This is a genomic window from Campylobacter concisus, from assembly GCF_003049735.1.
Taxonomy (GTDB): domain Bacteria; phylum Campylobacterota; class Campylobacteria; order Campylobacterales; family Campylobacteraceae; genus Campylobacter_A; species Campylobacter_A concisus_AN.
In genome coordinates, this window is record NZ_PIRM01000001.1 from 545,856 (window position 1) to 560,795 (window position 14,940).

Annotated in this window: 16 protein-coding genes; 11 read left to right on the forward strand and 5 right to left on the reverse strand. The window is 37.5% G+C overall.

Annotation, left to right across the window (positions count from 1 at the left end; all coding sequences use genetic code 11):
• Positions 1-3: 3 nt before the first annotated feature.
• The 4 genes from CVS97_RS02760 to yajC are packed head-to-tail and all read right to left on the reverse strand — an operon-like array spanning position 4 to position 3,178.
• Complete coding sequence (locus CVS97_RS02760) at positions 4-342, reverse strand: DUF6394 family protein (RefSeq protein WP_021090699.1); 339 nt, start codon at positions 340-342, stop codon at positions 4-6.
• Positions 343-351: 9 nt separating this feature from the next.
• On the reverse strand, positions 352-1,323 hold the full coding sequence (secF, locus tag CVS97_RS02765) for a protein translocase subunit SecF (protein WP_084108307.1): 972 nt from the start codon (positions 1,321-1,323) through the stop codon (positions 352-354).
• A gap of 2 nt (positions 1,324-1,325) precedes the next feature.
• Positions 1,326-2,906, reverse strand: a complete 1,581-nt coding sequence (secD, locus tag CVS97_RS02770; RefSeq protein ID WP_107785000.1) for a protein translocase subunit SecD — start codon at positions 2,904-2,906, stop codon at positions 1,326-1,328.
• Positions 2,906-3,178 (reverse strand): preprotein translocase subunit YajC, encoded by a 273-nt coding sequence (gene yajC, locus CVS97_RS02775; RefSeq protein WP_021090619.1) that lies wholly within the window; start codon positions 3,176-3,178, stop codon positions 2,906-2,908. Before yajC ends, secD begins: the two co-directional genes overlap by 1 nt.
• Here yajC and CVS97_RS02780 point away from each other — a divergent pair.
• Complete coding sequence (locus CVS97_RS02780; protein WP_199905972.1) at positions 3,154-4,446, forward strand: apolipoprotein N-acyltransferase; 1,293 nt, start codon at positions 3,154-3,156, stop codon at positions 4,444-4,446. The genes yajC and CVS97_RS02780 overlap by 25 nt on opposite strands.
• Positions 4,447-4,491: 45 nt before the next feature.
• Here CVS97_RS02780 and metK read toward each other — a convergent pair whose 3' ends face one another.
• Positions 4,492-5,697: a methionine adenosyltransferase gene (gene metK / locus CVS97_RS02785; RefSeq protein WP_107785002.1), complete on the reverse strand. Its 1,206-nt coding sequence runs from the start codon at positions 5,695-5,697 to the stop codon at positions 4,492-4,494.
• Between the two features lie 138 nt (positions 5,698-5,835).
• Between metK and sstT the strand changes: the two genes are divergently transcribed.
• From sstT to flgB, 10 genes are all read left to right on the forward strand, one after another.
• Positions 5,836-7,203: a serine/threonine transporter SstT gene (sstT, locus tag CVS97_RS02790; protein ID WP_413784178.1), complete on the forward strand. Its 1,368-nt coding sequence runs from the start codon at positions 5,836-5,838 to the stop codon at positions 7,201-7,203.
• A gap of 87 nt (positions 7,204-7,290) precedes the next feature.
• A complete protein-coding gene (locus CVS97_RS02795) occupies positions 7,291-9,012 on the forward strand; it encodes a M3 family oligoendopeptidase (protein ID WP_107785003.1) in 1,722 nt (573 codons plus the stop codon).
• A gap of 1 nt (position 9,013) precedes the next feature.
• Positions 9,014-9,463, forward strand: coding sequence for a hypothetical protein (locus CVS97_RS02800; protein ID WP_103580571.1), 450 nt, complete (start codon positions 9,014-9,016; stop codon positions 9,461-9,463).
• 51 nt (positions 9,464-9,514) lie between these two features.
• Positions 9,515-11,584, forward strand: coding sequence for an ATP-dependent helicase (locus tag CVS97_RS02805; RefSeq protein ID WP_107785200.1), 2,070 nt, complete (start codon positions 9,515-9,517; stop codon positions 11,582-11,584).
• Positions 11,581-12,402, forward strand: a complete 822-nt coding sequence (truB, locus tag CVS97_RS02810) for a tRNA pseudouridine(55) synthase TruB (protein ID WP_107785004.1) — start codon at positions 11,581-11,583, stop codon at positions 12,400-12,402. Before CVS97_RS02805 ends, truB begins: the two co-directional genes overlap by 4 nt.
• Positions 12,396-12,626 carry a carbon storage regulator CsrA gene (gene csrA / locus CVS97_RS02815; RefSeq protein WP_021090864.1) on the forward strand — a complete coding sequence of 77 codons (231 nt, stop codon included), beginning with the start codon at positions 12,396-12,398 and terminating at the stop codon, positions 12,624-12,626. Before truB ends, csrA begins: the two co-directional genes overlap by 7 nt.
• The gene (locus tag CVS97_RS02820; RefSeq protein WP_107785005.1) at positions 12,623-13,366 is read left to right on the forward strand and encodes a 4-(cytidine 5'-diphospho)-2-C-methyl-D-erythritol kinase; all 744 of its coding nucleotides are present in this window, start codon (positions 12,623-12,625) and stop codon (positions 13,364-13,366) included. Before csrA ends, CVS97_RS02820 begins: the two co-directional genes overlap by 4 nt.
• A 14-nt stretch (positions 13,367-13,380) precedes the next feature.
• A complete protein-coding gene (smpB, locus tag CVS97_RS02825) occupies positions 13,381-13,833 on the forward strand; it encodes an SsrA-binding protein SmpB (protein WP_035170093.1) in 453 nt (150 codons plus the stop codon).
• A gap of 8 nt (positions 13,834-13,841) precedes the next feature.
• Positions 13,842-14,438 (forward strand): thioredoxin, encoded by a 597-nt coding sequence (locus CVS97_RS02830; RefSeq protein ID WP_107785006.1) that lies wholly within the window; start codon positions 13,842-13,844, stop codon positions 14,436-14,438.
• A gap of 62 nt (positions 14,439-14,500) precedes the next feature.
• Positions 14,501-14,935 carry a flagellar basal body rod protein FlgB gene (gene flgB / locus CVS97_RS02835; protein ID WP_107785007.1) on the forward strand — a complete coding sequence of 145 codons (435 nt, stop codon included), beginning with the start codon at positions 14,501-14,503 and terminating at the stop codon, positions 14,933-14,935.
• The last annotated feature ends 5 nt before the right edge of the window (positions 14,936-14,940 follow it).

Genomic DNA, 14,940 nt, shown 5'->3' on the forward strand with positions numbered 1-14,940 from the left:
CTCCTAAAATTCTTCTTGAGCTTTGCTTGATTCTATTAAAACCAAGGCTAGTGAAAATATATTTGCGATGACTGCACCGATAGCTAACGAATAGCTAAGTGTTATATTTTCAGAGACTTGCAAAATAACAAAAGCTGGTATAAGGTGTAAATCAGCAACCAGCGAGCTTGCAAAAAGCTCAGCTGAGAGTAAATTTTTAACACCGATCTTAAGTAGCGTTGAAACCAAATTTATACTAGCTGCCACAAAAAGGGCAATCTCGTTTTTATCATATAAAAATTCTGCCGTAGTCGTAAGACTCATCAATGCAAAAAATATGTAGATAACTTTTCCCCAGTTCATTATCCCTCCTTACACAACGCCTTTCTCAAACATAGCACGCTCTTTTTCGCGCTCTTTTTTTATCTTTTGCTTTTCAGTTTCTCTACTTCTAAAATGCTCGATGCTAAATTTAAACCAGATAAGAAACGGCGAAGAGATGTAGATCGAACTGATCGTTCCTATGACAATACCAACGATAAGAATAAATGAAAATCCATGTATCATATCTCCACCAAATAAAAATAACACAAGAACTGTCATCATCGTAGTTGCTGAAGTTAAGATAGTTCTTGAAAGCGTAGCAGAAACTGACTCATTTATAACACCTTCAATATCAGTTCGCTTGCTCTCTTTGATACCCTCTCTGATCCTATCAAAGATAATAATCGTATCATTTAGAGAGTAGCCAAGCACCGTTAAAACAGCCGCTAGCGTGTCCAAATTTACATCGATATCAAATAGCGAAATAGCACCAACAGTTATAACGATATCATGAATTTCAGTTGCAATCGCAGCTAGCGCAAAACGCCACTCAAATCTAAATGTGATGTAGATTAATATACCAATTAGTGAAATTCCAAGAGCCATCAAACCTTTTTCTCTAAGCTCATCACCAACTTTTGGTCCAACGATATCAACACGTCTTACTTCAAAATTTCCAGTATCTTTTAAAATTTGCTTTATCTCAGTGCCGATGTCACCAGTTAAATTTGAGCTTGAACCTGAAAATCTAATAACAGCCTCATCTTCACTTCCAAACTCAGTAACAGAGGCGTTTTTAAGCACTTCATTTGTGCCAAAAGCGTCGCGGATTTTATCAAGTGGCGCTTTGGTGTCGTATTTTAGCTGAATAAGCGTACCACCAGAGAAATCAATGCCGTAGTTTAACCCCTTTGTAGCAAGTAAAACAATAGAGCCAACAAATAAAAATATAGAAAATGCTAGTGAAGCAAATCTAAAACGCATAAAATCATAAACTTTTGCTTTAGTAAAAATTTGCATCATTAGCTCCTTTTATAACCAAACCAAAGTTTGGTATTTCCACTTTTTTCTATCTTATCCATAGCAGCATCAAACATGCCATGAGTACCAAGTATAGCTGTTAGCATCGAAGCCATGATACCTATCGCCATTGTTACTGCAAAGCCTTTAACTGGGCCAGTGCCATAAGCGTAAAGCACCGCAACTGTAATGATAGTAGTTAAGTTTGAGTCAATAATCGCGCTCATAGCGTGCTCATAGCCCTTTTGCACAGCTGTCCTTATCGCTACACCTTCACGCAAAAGCTCACGTATACGTTCATTTATGATGACGTTTGCATCAACAGCCATACCGATCGTTAGCACGATACCAGCCATACCAGGAAGTGTAAGTGTTGCTCCAAAAAGCGCCATAACAGCTACCAATATAACGACGTCGGCAACTAGTGCGATATTTGCAAAAATTCCAGAAATTCCATAATAAACTAGCATAAATAGTACGACTAAGATAGATCCGGCAGCAAGTGCTACCATGCTTTGATTGATACTCTCTTGTCCTAAAGATGGACCGACACTTCTTTTTTCCAGCATCTTAACAGGAGCTAAAAGTGCACCGCTTCTAAGAGCGATCGCTACGTCGTGAGCCTCATCAAGGGTAAAGCCGCCACTAATCTGACCGCTGCCACCACCTATTCTTTCATTTATAACAGGAGCTGAATAGACCTTGCCATCAAGCACGATAGCAAGTCTTTTGCCAACATTTGCGCCAGTAAAATCACCAAAAATTCTAGCGCCTTCTGAGTTAAGAGTGAAATTTATAATAGGCAAGTTATTTTGCTGAGAAAATGCAACCTTTGCGTCAGTTAGCATCGAGCCGTCAAGCACTGGGATATTTTTAACGACATATTTCACGCGGTCATTTTTAGCATCTTTAAAGATCACATCGCCGTAGCTTTCAGCTTCAGCCTCGCTCATCGTATTAGCCTGATCTTGCCTTTTATCATCAACTGCCATAAGCTGTAAGTGAGCAGCCTTTGCGATAAGATCTCTTGCTCTTTGCTCATCCTCTTCAGTCTTTATACCAGGAAGCTCAACTAGGATATTGTCTTTGCCTTGTCTGGCAACAGTTGGCTCAGCTAGACCAAACTGATCGAGTCTATTTCTAATAGTTTCAACAGCTTGCGAGATCGCATACTCGATCGTATCCGTTCTTTCTTGCTCGGTTAAAGATATGCTGTAATTTAAACCATCTTTTTTAATATCAAGCCCCTTTATCTCGGCTAGTGCTTTATCTACTTTTGGAGCCTCGTCGCCATCAAGGAGAGTAAAGTCAATGTTCTCTTCTTTAATCTTAAATTTATCAATTAACACATCTTCTTTTTTAGCATAATAATTTATACTTCCGGCTATTGATTTTATTTTTGAGTGAATAGCTTCGCTCGTTTCAACACCAAGCAGCATATGAAGGCCGCCTTGAAGATCAAGGCCAAGTGAAATTTTAGCCCCATTTTGAGTTTGAAAAAAAGATGGCACCGAAAAGCCAAAACCAAAAATCAAGGCTAATATTAAGATAACTAGCCTATATGTGACTCTTGCGTTACGCATTATTTATCTTCGATCTTTTTAGCTACAAACTCGCGAGCTATACGAACGATTACATCATCGTTAAGTTTAACTTTGATAAAATCATTTTCGGCTTTAATCACTTCGCAGATAAGTCCGCCATTAGTTATTATCTTATCACCTTTATCAAGAGCTGCGAGCATTGCTGCATGGGCTTTTTGTTGTTTTTGTTGAGGTCTAATAACCAAAAAGTAAAATATGGCGAAAAGCACAACAAGAGGTAGTAATGATGTTAAAAAATCAGCGTTTTGCATGGATTTCCTTATTTGTAAGATTTTTAAATGGGCATTTTAGCACTAAAATTATAATAAAAGCCTTTGTCGGTGCTTTTTTGCTTTCCAACTTTATTTTTTTAAGCCTCTTCGAAAATTTACTCTTAAATTTCATCTCACCGTTTCTAACTTTGACTGGAATTTACATCATCATAAATTTAAGCAGAGCTGGTTTTTTTGCGGCTGGATTTTTCACAGGAATTTTGTGGTTTTATTGGATCAGCTTTAGTTTTATCTACTATGATTTGATCTGGCTTATACCATTTGTCATCCTCTTTGTAGCCATTGTTTACGGATTTATGTTTTGGGTGGCTTCTTTTCCCAGTTTTGTCGTGCTAAGAGCTGTTTTACTATTTTTAGTAAGTTACGTTCATCCATTTGGCTTTAACTGGTTTAATCTTGAAGCAACGCTTGCTTTAGGTGCTTTTGAGCCAAATATTAGAGGGCTTATATTTATATTTTTAGCAGCCATTTCTTTGGGTTTAAAAGGTAAAATTTTAAAATTTATCCTAGCTTTTATCTGCCTCATCGCCGCTTTGCAGTTTAAAAGTAACGAGGCGAAAACTCTACCATTTGACATGGAGCTAGTAAATACTAATGTCGCCCAAAGGGTGCGCTGGGATAAAAGCTTGCGCATGAAATTTACAAATGAAAATTTAGACTTGATAAATAGCGCCATAGCCGAGCAAAAACGCCTTATCGTGCTGCCAGAGAGCGCGTTTCCATTATTTATGACAAATGAGCCACTACTTGTCGATGAGCTAAAAGAGCTTTCAAAACAGATAACTATCGTAGCTGGCGCGCTTGCTTATGAAAATAAGCAAATTTACAACTCCGCCTTTTTGTTTCAAGATGGCAATCTTAGGCGAATGGATAAGAAATTTTTAGTACCATTTGGAGAAGAAATTCCTCTGCCAAATTTTATGCAAGATGCAGTAAATAAGCTATTTTTTGGCGGAGCTAGTGACTTTAAAATGGCTGAAAATTTTAGCGACTATGAAATAGACGGAGTAAAAATTAGAAACGCTATCTGCTATGAAGCGACAAAAGAGGAGCTTTATAAGGGCGAATTTGACGTGGTCGTAGCTATCACAAACAATGGCTGGTTTGTGCCAAGTAGCGAACCTGTGCTTCAAAGGCTGCTTATAAAACACCTTGCTACAAAATATAATAAAGCAGTCTATCACAGCGTAAATGGCTCAAAAAGCGAGATCATAAAACCTAAAAAAGTATTTTGGGATGAGTTTTAGAAAGAGAAATTTAAAGTGGCTTTTTAGATAAAGCCACTTTTTTGATTATTTTTTTAGTAAAGCCTTGAAAGTATCAACCGCATCAAGCTTTTCCCAAGGGTATTTTGCATTTCCCACTTGACCTTTTGCAGCTACTTTTGCGTATAAAAAGGTCTCTTTACTTGGTTTATCAAGACCAAATTTATTTGTTATCCAGCGAGGTGTCAGAGAAAAATGCTCGCTTACAAAATTTGAAAGCATATCGTCATTTACGCCATTTGCATGAGTTCCCATGGTATCAACGCTAACTGAAGTTGGCTTTGCAACACCGATCGCGTAGCTTATCTGGACGATACATTTTTTAGCAAGTCCAGCTGCGACGATATTTTTAGCTATCCAGCGCGCCGCATAAAGTCCGCTGCGATCAACCTTTGTGTAGTCCTTACTTGACTGAGCACCGCCGCCTATTGGACTATATCCACCAAAGCTATCAACGATTAGTTTTCTACCTGTTAGGCCGCTATCGTGAAGTGAGCTGTGATTTACATATCTGCCTGTTGGGTTTATATAGATGATCGTTTTTTCTTTATTATATAGCTCTTTTGGAAGGCCAGTTTCGTCTATTAATTTTTGTATTAGTGCGCGAAGCTCTTCTATCTTCATGCTCTCCACGCAAGGGGCAGAAACGACGATAGTGTGGATACTTTGAGGTTTGCAGTTTTCAAAGTTGTCTTTGCTACCGTAATCAATCGTAACTTGCGTTTTAATATCAACGCCAAGCTTATCAGGGTTTGCTTTGGCAAATTTATATACTTTTTCACAAAGCATTCTTGCGTAAGTTATAGCTGCTGGCATAAATTCTTTTGCTTCGCAGCTTGCAAAACCAAACATAATACCTTGATCGCCTGCTCCGATCTCACCACTACTTTGATCAACACCTTGATTTATATCTGGGCTTTGTTGATTTAGGCAGACTTTGACCTCGATATCATCTGGGTGCAAGCACTGCTCTTTTGTAAAGTTGCTCTTTCCATCATATCCGATATGCGCAAGAGCGTCTTTCACGATCTTTTCGTAGTCCTTATATGAGAGTTTTACCTTTGAGTTTATCTCTCCGCCTATTACTATGTTTTTTCCAGCCACAAAAACTTCGCTTGCAACACGACCATTTGGATCTTGTGTCAAAATAGTATCCACTATGCTATCAGCGATTATATCAGCACATTTATCTGGATGACCTGGACTTACAACTTCAGAGGTAAATAGATACATTTTAATCCTTTTTTCTTGACTAAATTTTGTGCAATTGTAACAAATCTATTTAAAAAGCTTATTAATCTTTATCAAATTCTTTATATTTAAAAATTGTTTAGCTAAAATCAACAAAAAACTAATTTATTAAGGTGTCAAATGAATATGCTTAAAAACATAGCAAGAAGATACGCCGATGGAAATTTGATAGTTCAAATTTTGGTTGGTATCATCCTAGGTGCCCTAGTTGGCTTTTACACACACTATGAAGTAGCTCCTTATAACAAGATCTCAGCTAAAATTCAAACTATTCAAAACGAAAGTGGTTTGAGCGTAGATGAAGTTATAAAAACTCGCCTTAGTCAAGATGAAGCCAAGCAGCTAAATGAAGCCAAAGAAAAAGCTAGTTCAGCCGATTCTATCGCAGCTTCAGCTTCAGTTTTAGGCGATTTATTCAAAGGTGCTTTAAAAGCTATCGCACCAATTCTTGTCTTTGTTTTAGTGGCAACATCCATCATTTTAAGAGATTTTGGTCATACAAAAGGTATGCAAAAGATCATTACACTCTATCTAATTGGTACGTTTTTAGCAGCCGTTGTTGCAGTTATTGCTAGTTTCTTATTCCCAGTGGAGCTTTCTTTAAAAGGTCTTGCAAGTGCTGATATGTCAGCACCTCAAGGAATTACCAATGTCTTAAAAGATCTCATTTATAAAATGGTCGAAAATCCGATAAACGCCCTTGCAAATGGTAACTATATAGGCATCATCACCTGGGCAGTTGGTAGCGGTATAGCACTTAGAAATTCCACAGCTGAGACCAAAAAAGTATTTAAAGACATAAGCGATGGCGTGACTCATATCGTTAAATTTATCATTAGACTAGCTCCATTTGGTATTTTTGGCATGGTAGCTATTAGCATTCATGAAACTGGATTTGAGGTACTTGCAGGATATCTAAAACTAATTTTAGTTCTTGTTGGGGCAATGCTTGTTGTCGCATTTATCATCTACCCAGCCATGGTTTTTGTATTAACTAGAAAAAATCCTTATCCACTTGTCATGATCTGCCTAAAAGAGAGCGCTATTTCAGCATTTTTTACAAGAAGCTCGGCCGCAAATATCCCTGTAAATATGGCACTTTGCAAAAAGCTTGGTCTAAAAGAGGAGCTTTACTCGATCTCGATCCCACTTGGAGCTACCATAAACATGGGCGGTGCGGCAGTTACCATTAGTATCCTAGCGCTTACTGCGGTAAATTCTATCCCATCTATCACAGTTACATTTGGCGATGCGCTACTTCTTTGCTTTATCTCAGCTCTTGGTGCGTGTGGTGCTTCGGGCGTGGCTGGTGGCTCACTTCTTTTAGTGCCATTAGCGTGCGGTCTTTTTGGTATCAGCAATGACATAGCAATGCAGTTTGTAACAGTTGGCTTTACTATTGGTGTTATCCAAGACTCAGTTGAAACCGCGTTAAATAGCTCATCTGATGTACTTTTTACAGCAGTAGCTTCAGAGACTTCAAACTAATCTTCATAAAATTTCAGCTAAATTTTGGCTGAAATTTTACTTTTATCCATTTTTTTGTAAAATGTCCCAAAAATTTAAAGGATAAATATGCAAATTTGGGATCTAAAAGCACTTTTTGCAAACGAAAAAGAGTGCGAGCAAAACGCACTAAATTTACAAAAAGAGTGCAAAAAATTTAAAGATAAATACCTTGAAAATTATGAAAATTTAAAAACAGACGAGTTTTTAAAGGCATTTTCTGAATATGAAAATTTGATAGCTAAAATTTCAAAAGTAATGACTTACGCATTTTTAAATTTTGCCAAAGATACAAGCAAGGGTGCATTTTATGCAAAGATCGATGAGATAGCGACAAAAGCAAATGAAAATTTAATATTTTTTGAGATCAAATTTAATGAGTTTAGTTCTAAAAAACAAGAAGAGATCATCAAAAGCTCTAAAAAATATGGCTACTATCTAAGCAATCTCGCTAAAGCAAAACCACACCAACTAAGCGTTGCCGAAGAAAGAGTCTTGCTTCGCACTGCAAGCACTGGGGCTGAGGGCTTTTCAAGGCTTTTTGATGAGAGCATGAGCAAAATGAGGTTTAAATTTAAAGGCGAACTTTTAAACGAAGAGGAAATTTTAGCCAAGCTTCATGATAACGACCAAAACGTGCGAAAACTAGCTGCCAAAAGCCTCTCAAACGAGCTTAGCAAGCACCAGCACCTTCTTGGCTACATATATAATATGATAAAAACTGATCTAAAAACAAGTTGCGAGCTTAGAAATTTCAAGCTTCCTGAAGAGCCAAGACACCTTGAAAATCAAATCACCAAAAAAAGCGTTGATTCGCTCATTGCTGTAACTGAGAAAAATTTTGATCTAGTTGCTAAATTTTACGAGCGTAAAAGAGAAATTTTAGGCCTTAAAAAGCTTTATGACTACGATAGATACGCGCCTCTTAGCAGCGAGAGCGAGTATAAATTTGATGAGTGCAAAAAGATAGTTTTAAAGGCGTTCGGGGCGTTTTCACCTAAATTTGGCGAGATAGCTAAAAGTGCCTTTAATGACGGCTGGATCGACGTTTATCCAGCGCCAAACAAGCGAGGTGGCGCGTTTTCTCACTCAGGATCAAGTGACACACACCCTTATGTTTTGCTAAATCACACCAATCAACGAAGAGACCTTTTCACGCTAGCTCACGAGCTTGGCCACGCCGTGCATCAAAAGCTCTCATATAGTGTAAGCTACCTAAACTCAGATACGCCACTAACCACGGCTGAGACAGCTTCAGTATTTTGCGAGATGCTAGTTTTTGATCACATTAAAGACGGTCTTAGCAAAAAAGAGAAAATTTCACTGCTTGCTGGCAAGATCGAGGATATATTTGCCACGCTTTACCGCCAGATAAATTTCACCACCTTTGAAAGGGCCGTGCACGCACATGAAGGTGAGATCAGCCTAGATGAGCTAAATGAAATTTGGCTAAGAGAGAGCAAAAAGATGTTTGGCAAAAGTGTCACGCTAAATGACTACTACAAAATTTGGTGGAGCTACATCCCGCACTTCATTCACACGCCATTTTACTGCTACGCTTACTCTTACGCGCAGCTTCTTGTGCTTGCACTTTTTGGTCTTTATAAAAGCGGCAAATGCAAAAATTTTGTCGAAATTTACACCGAGTTTTTGAGCCTTGGTGGGAGCCTTAGCCCAAGGGAGCTTGTAGGTAAATTTGGCTTTGACATAGATGATAAAAATTTCTGGCAGATTGGTATAAATGAGGTTAAAAAGCTAGTAGATGAGTTTTTAGAAATTTCAAAGGATTAAGATGTTAGACGAAATTTTAGATGATGAGAAATTTTCGCTCTTGATGAAGATGCACGTCTATGAGTGCATTGATTTTTTGCTTGAAAAAGGGGTAAATTTCTCAGTTATGGCAAATTTACCGCTAGTTAGCTTTGAGCCAAGCTTACCAGATGAGATAAGTAGAAGCTTTAGCATGCCTGTCATTATGTTTTCACTTGGTGGCTATACGCTTGAGAGTGCAAAGTTAACGCAAGATGAGCTTAGTTTTGAGGCTGGCTTTGGTAGTGAAAATTTTGCCTCTGTGGTCTCCTTTCCGCTCGGTGCGGTGGTTCAAATTTTGGTTGAAAATAGCCCGATCCTTGTAAATTTTTCTATTCATAAGCCAAAAGAGAAGCAAGCGGACCACACAAAAAAATCGGTTTCAGTCTTTTTACAAAATCCTAAAAATAAAGATATATTTAAGAAAAAATAGTAATTTTAAGCATTTTTGGCTAAAATCAAAAGAAAATTTAAAAAGCAAAAAATGGAAAATTTACTATCAAATTTAAACAAAGCCCAGCGCGAAGCAGCTACCCACATAGACGGTGCGATGCTCATACTAGCAGGAGCTGGCAGTGGCAAGACAAAGACCATCACAACTAGACTTGCCTACCTCATCGGCGAGGTCGGCATAGACGCAGCAAATACACTAACTCTTACTTTTACAAACAAAGCCGCCAACGAGATGCGTAGTAGAGCCATGGCGATGCTAAGCCAAAGTGGCAAAAACTACTCGCCACTGCTTTGTACATTTCACAAATTTGGACTTTTGTTTTTAAAACTATATATTGAAAAGCTTGGTAGAAAAAATAACTTCGTCATAATAGACACAGACGATAAAAAACGTATCATCAAAAGCTTTGAAAGTCCAGTTGCCACGGCGATTTTGTCAAGCGAAATTTCAAACTACAAAAACTCACTTTTAAGCGTCGAAGAGGTCTATAAAAACGCAAATTTCTCTTCATTTGACAAGAGCAAGGATAACTTTTACAAACAAGCTGCTCAAATTTATGAAAAATATGAAGATTATCTCAAAACTAATAATCTTGTTGATTTTGACGATTTATTGGGGCTTACATATAAAATTTTAGACGAAAACGAAGAGCTAGCTAGAGAAATTTCAAACCGCTACAAATACATAATGGTCGATGAGTATCAAGACACAAACGATCTTCAGTATAAACTGCTAAAAAAACTCTGTCTATGCCACGAAAACATCTGCGTCGTAGGCGATGATGATCAAAGCATCTACGGCTGGCGTGGCGCAAAGATAGATAATATCTTAAATTTCAAAGATCAATTTAAAGACGTAAAGATCATAAGACTTGAGAAAAACTACCGCTCAAGCGAGGCGATACTAAAGGCTGCAAACGAACTAATAGATCATAACCGCAACCGCCTTGGTAAGAAGCTTGTGGGCACAAAAGGCGAAGGCGAGGCCGTAAATTTGATAGAGAGCTTTGATGAGAGCGTTGAGGCTGGTAAGATCGCAAAATGTATAAAAGAGCTTTTAAGCAAAGGCGTGCAGGCAAAAGATATCGCGATCTTATACCGCATAAATGCGCTCTCTCGCTCACTTGAAGATGGACTAAATAAAGAGCAGATCGCTTATAAAATGGTCGGCGGAGTTAAATTTTACGAAAGAGCAGAGATCAAAGATATCATAAGCTACTTAAGACTGATAAACAATCCAAATGATGACTTTTCAATAAGACGCATCATCAATCGCCCAAAACGCGGCCTTGGCAAAGTTAGTCTTGATAAGCTTGAAAAGATGGCCTTTGAAGGCAAAATTTCCATTTACGAGGCAATCTCAAACATCTCTGATAACGACGAAGCCTTTAGCAAAAAGGTAAAATCAGCCCTTGTTGAGTTTGCAAACAACCTAAAAGAGCTTCAAGAAAGCAGCTCGGTTTTTGACCTAATAGATAAATTTGAAGCTAAATTTGGCGTGAAAAAATACTACGAGAGCTTGCCAGATGGTGCTGAAAGAGCGGCGAACATCGACGAGTTTTACGCTGTTTTAAAAGATCAGATCAAGCAAAATCCAAGCTTTGATCTAGAGGAATTTCTAAACGAGATCACGCTAACAAGCGAGCAAGACGGCATCAGTGACGAGGCTATTAGCATTATGAGCGTGCATGCGAGCAAGGGGCTTGAGTTTGAGCACCTTTTTGTGATCGGCCTTGAAGAAGGATTTTTCCCGCTCATTGGCGATGGAAGCGACATCGAAGAGGAGCGCAGGCTTGCGTACGTGGCGATAACAAGAGCTAAGAAGACACTTAGCCTAAGCTTTGCAAACTCACGCTTTTACAAGGGTCAGCGAACAAGACTAAATAAAAGTAGATTTTTAAGCGAAAGTGGCATAACACATGGCTCGCTAGTTATCGAGCAGAGTAATGAATTTAAAAAAGGTGACCTCGTTAAACATAAAATTTTTGGTATCGGCAGGGTAAGCGCGGTTAGCAAGATCAAAAAAGAGTTTAAACTGACCATAAATTTTGGTGGCAATGTAAGAGAGATAATGTCAAGCTTCGTGGAAAAGGCCGTATGAACGCCATCTTCGTGGCAAACAAGCCAGCTAGCATGAGTTCAAACCACTTTTTAGGGCGACTAAAGAGAAAATACGGCGTTAAAAAGGCTGGATTTTCAGGCACACTTGATCCATTTGCAAGCGGTTGTTTAATAGTCGCTTTTGGCTCGTATACGAAATTTTTTAGATTTTTAGACAAAAGTCCAAAAATCTATGAGGCGACTATTTGGCTTGGGGCGAGTAGTCCTAGCATGGATAATGAAAATATCACTGAAATTTCAAATGTAAAAGAGCTAAATTTAGAAAAACTTGAAGCCATTAGAGGCGAGCTAATGGGCAAGATAAGCTATGTCCCGCCAAAATTTAGCGCCAAGCATGTAAATGGCATAAGAGCTTACAAGTTAGCAAGAAGCGGCGAGGAATTTGAGCTAAAGACAGAAACGATGGAAATTTTTGATAGCCAAATTTTAAACTATTCTCACCCATTTTTAACCATTCGTCTAAGCGTAAGCGAAGGAAGTTATATCCGTTCGTATGCAGAAATTTTTGGAAAAAGGCTTGGTTATAATGTAACTTTAAGCTCATTAAAAAGGATAAGTGAAGGCAAATTTTGCTACGAAAATGAAAAATTTTTGAATATTTGTGATTTTTTAAACATTCAGGAAAATATATACTTTGGGGATATAAACGATATTCTTGATGGTAAGAAATTAAAAATTAACGATTTTGAAACACAAAAGCAAGGAATTTATTTGCTAAATTATGATAAATTTATGAGCGTAATCCAAATCACGGATGATACTATAAATTACACTCTAAATAAGGTTGAAAAATGTTAATCCTAGCAAGAAAAGAAAATGAAGAAATTTTAATAGGAAATGACATAAAAGTTGTCATAGTAAATATTTCAAAAAATACTGTTAAACTCGGTATCGAAGCACCACGAAATACAATGATACTAAGAAGTGAACTAGCAAATGATATCAAAAACGAAAATATCCATGCCACAAAAACTGCAAGTGAAGCCGATATCCACGAGCTAGCTAAAAAAATCGAGAAATGAAAAGCTTTGCAAAGATAAATATATTTTTAAAGATAGTTGGCACTAGAGGCAGCTACCACGAAATTTTATCGCGCTTTATCCTCTGTGAGCAGCTTTTTGACGAAATTTATTTTAAAAAGTCAGATTCATTTGCCATAGAATGCAGCAACTGCGATATAAAAGAAAACATCATCCAAAAAGCGATAGATGAGCTAAAAAAAGCCGGCTTTTCAAACGAGCTCGATGAGTTTTTTAGCTCCCATAAAATCATCATCAACAAAAATATCCCAATTGGTGCTGGTCTAGGAGGAGGTAGTTCAAACGCTGCCACCTTTTTGCTAATGGTAAATGACGAACTAAATTTAAATATAAAACGCGAGAATTTGATACAAATAGCCTCCAAAATCGGTGCAGATGTGGCTTTTTTCGTAAGTGGCTACAAGGCAGCAAATGTAAGCGGTATAGGCGAGATCATAGAAGAATTTGATGACGAAGTGCCAAATTTAAATATTTTCACGCCAAATGTTTTTTGCTCCACGCCGATGGTTTATCAAGAATTTAGAAGCAATTTCTTACAATACATAGACGTTAATGCTGCAAAAAAAATGCAAAATTTAAAGAGCAAAGAGCTACTTGAAATTTATAAAAACGGGGAGTTAAACGATCTTTTTGCCCCATGCTTTAAGCTCTATCCACAGATGAATGAGTTTAAAGATAAATTTCTAAGTGGTAGTGGCAGTAGCGTATTTAGCGTAAAATAAAAGGTAAAATTTTGATAAAAGATCTAGCAAAAAACAAGAAAGCTCTGCACGACTTTAGCATACTTGAAACCTTCGAGGCTGGCATCGTTTTAAAAGGCAGCGAAGTCAAGGCTCTAAGGGCTGGTAGAGCAAATCTAAAAGATAGCTTTGTACGTGTCATAAAGGGCGAGCTTTTCTTACTAAACGCCCATATCAGCTATCTTGAGACCACACATAGCGCATTTCGTCCAAATGAGCGAGCAGCCAGAAAACTTTTGATGCATAGAAAGCAGATTGATAAAATTTTCGGTCAGGTTTCACAAGATGGACTAGCGTTAGTTGTTTTGGCGCTTTATCTAAGCGATAAAAATATCGTAAAAGCAAGGCTTGCCCTTGCAAAAGGTAAAAATTTACACGATAAACGCGAGACTCTAAAAAGACGCGAGGCAGACAAAGAGGCAAGAGCTGCCATAAAAAGATATGTTTAAGGGATAAGATGAAAAATTTACTTGTTTTAATAATCGCTTTATTTTCTTTTTTTGGTTGTGGAGAAGATGAGAGCAGTAGTGTAAATTTTAAAGAATTTAGCCCAAATGAAGAGATTAAACTTGTAGACGTAAGCGGCAAGGAGCTTACTTTAGTTCGGAAAGATCACGGCTTTGCTATCAAAAATGATGAAAATAAAGTTTTTATGATCGACATTTTTGGTACATTTTGCCCACCTTGTCAAAAAGAGGCAGCTGAGCTTACAAAATATCAGCTTGAAAACAAAGATAAATTTACACTAATTGGGCTAACTCATTTTGAAAATGTCACAAATGAGTATGTTTTACACGAATTTATGCAAAAATTTAACGCCTACTACTTCATAACAAACGATCAAAAGATAAATGATAGACTTGCCGAGCAGATCGTAAGAGACATCGAATATAAACACGAGATTGCACTACCTTTTAAAGTAGTGATAGAAAATGGCGAATATCAAATTTTAACAGACGTAGATAGCGGACAATACGGGGTAAAATACTATCTTGGTGGTATAAAAGTCACAAAAATGAAAGAAGATCTGGCAAAAATTTATGAGACAAAATAAATTTGCCCTATATTTGGAACATCGTTTGCTTATAAAAATGTGAAATTTCATAAGGATTTTAAATGTTTGTTTTAGATAAATCAAAATCTAGCCCACTTGTTGAATCAGCCCTTGCAGGTAGAGAGTTACGTCAAAAACTAATCTCTGGCAATCTTGCAAACGTTGATACACCATTTTATAAAGCTAGAGATATAAGATTTGAAGATGTTTTAAAAGAAAAAGCGAATGAAATTTATAACGTTTCAGAGAGCAAAAAACTAAATTTAGCTAAAACAAACGAAGCGCATATGGCTGCGGTTGATTTTCCAAAAAGCGACACAGCTCAAATTTTCTTGCGTGACGGTCACATGGCTAGAAACGACGCAAATACAGTCGACCTTGACGTGGAAACAACAGAAATGGGCAAAAATACAGTTATGATAAACGCCCTTGATAACGCCTACAAGGCTCAAAGCAATATCTTTAAAAGCGTAATAGACGCAAGTGCTAAGAACTAGGAGAG

Excerpts from the sequence above, each read along its gene's own strand:
- CVS97_RS02760 (WP_021090699.1), bottom strand. The coding sequence starts at position 342 with ATGAACTGGGGAAAAGTTATCTACATATTTTTTGCATTGATGAGTCTT.
- secF (WP_084108307.1), bottom strand. The coding sequence starts at position 1,323 with ATGCAAATTTTTACTAAAGCAAAAGTTTATGATTTTATGCGTTTTAGA.
- secD (WP_107785000.1), bottom strand. The coding sequence starts at position 2,906 with ATGCGTAACGCAAGAGTCACATATAGGCTAGTTATCTTAATATTAGCC.
- CVS97_RS02780 (WP_199905972.1), top strand. The coding sequence starts at position 3,154 with ATGTTAAAAAATCAGCGTTTTGCATGGATTTCCTTATTTGTAAGATTT.
- yajC (WP_021090619.1), bottom strand. The coding sequence starts at position 3,178 with ATGCAAAACGCTGATTTTTTAACATCATTACTACCTCTTGTTGTGCTT.
- metK (WP_107785002.1), bottom strand. The coding sequence starts at position 5,697 with ATGTATCTATTTACCTCTGAAGTTGTAAGTCCAGGTCATCCAGATAAA.
- sstT (WP_413784178.1), top strand. The coding sequence starts at position 5,836 with ATGAATATGCTTAAAAACATAGCAAGAAGATACGCCGATGGAAATTTG.
- CVS97_RS02795 (WP_107785003.1), top strand. The coding sequence starts at position 7,291 with ATGCAAATTTGGGATCTAAAAGCACTTTTTGCAAACGAAAAAGAGTGC.
- CVS97_RS02800 (WP_103580571.1), top strand. The coding sequence starts at position 9,014 with ATGTTAGACGAAATTTTAGATGATGAGAAATTTTCGCTCTTGATGAAG.
- CVS97_RS02805 (WP_107785200.1), top strand. The coding sequence starts at position 9,515 with ATGGAAAATTTACTATCAAATTTAAACAAAGCCCAGCGCGAAGCAGCT.
- truB (WP_107785004.1), top strand. The coding sequence starts at position 11,581 with ATGAACGCCATCTTCGTGGCAAACAAGCCAGCTAGCATGAGTTCAAAC.
- csrA (WP_021090864.1), top strand. The coding sequence starts at position 12,396 with ATGTTAATCCTAGCAAGAAAAGAAAATGAAGAAATTTTAATAGGAAAT.
- CVS97_RS02820 (WP_107785005.1), top strand. The coding sequence starts at position 12,623 with ATGAAAAGCTTTGCAAAGATAAATATATTTTTAAAGATAGTTGGCACT.
- CVS97_RS02830 (WP_107785006.1), top strand. The coding sequence starts at position 13,842 with ATGAAAAATTTACTTGTTTTAATAATCGCTTTATTTTCTTTTTTTGGT.
- flgB (WP_107785007.1), top strand. The coding sequence starts at position 14,501 with ATGTTTGTTTTAGATAAATCAAAATCTAGCCCACTTGTTGAATCAGCC.